Source organism: Mesorhizobium sp. M8A.F.Ca.ET.202.01.1.1 (assembly GCF_004791595.1).
Classification (GTDB): domain Bacteria; phylum Pseudomonadota; class Alphaproteobacteria; order Rhizobiales; family Rhizobiaceae; genus Mesorhizobium.
This window is the reverse complement of record NZ_SRUN01000204.1, coordinates 1-315: the sequence shown is the minus strand read 5'-3', so window position 1 is coordinate 315 and position 315 is coordinate 1. Positions and strand designations below refer to the sequence as shown.

Here is a 315-nt window from a genome sequence, read left to right as displayed (position 1 = left end):
CTGCAAGCCTCTCGTGGAACAGCCGCCTGATCAGCTGCGGCTCGCGCAGCGGACGCGAGGTGCCGACGGCGATGCGGCTGACGGCGCCGTCGACGCGGAAAAGCAGAAGGGCGAGCGCCCTGGCGCCCTCGCCGCGGCGTTCGAGATCGCTCTTCAGGGCCGTGGCAAGCCGGCTCACCAGGCGCTCGATGTCGTCGGTCAGCACGACCGGCTCGGCAAGATGGCGCTCCACCGAGAGCGGCGCCACCGGCAGGCGTGGCGACACCGCCTCGTCGAGGCGGCCGAGCGCCTGGTCGAGACGCAACAGCAAGGTGG

Annotated in this window: 1 pseudogene; it reads right to left on the bottom strand. The window is 72.1% G+C overall.

Going from position 1 to position 315, the window contains the following annotated elements:
• Positions 1-315: pseudogene (locus EN845_RS34505) on the bottom strand (DNA polymerase Y family protein); the annotation flags it as partial.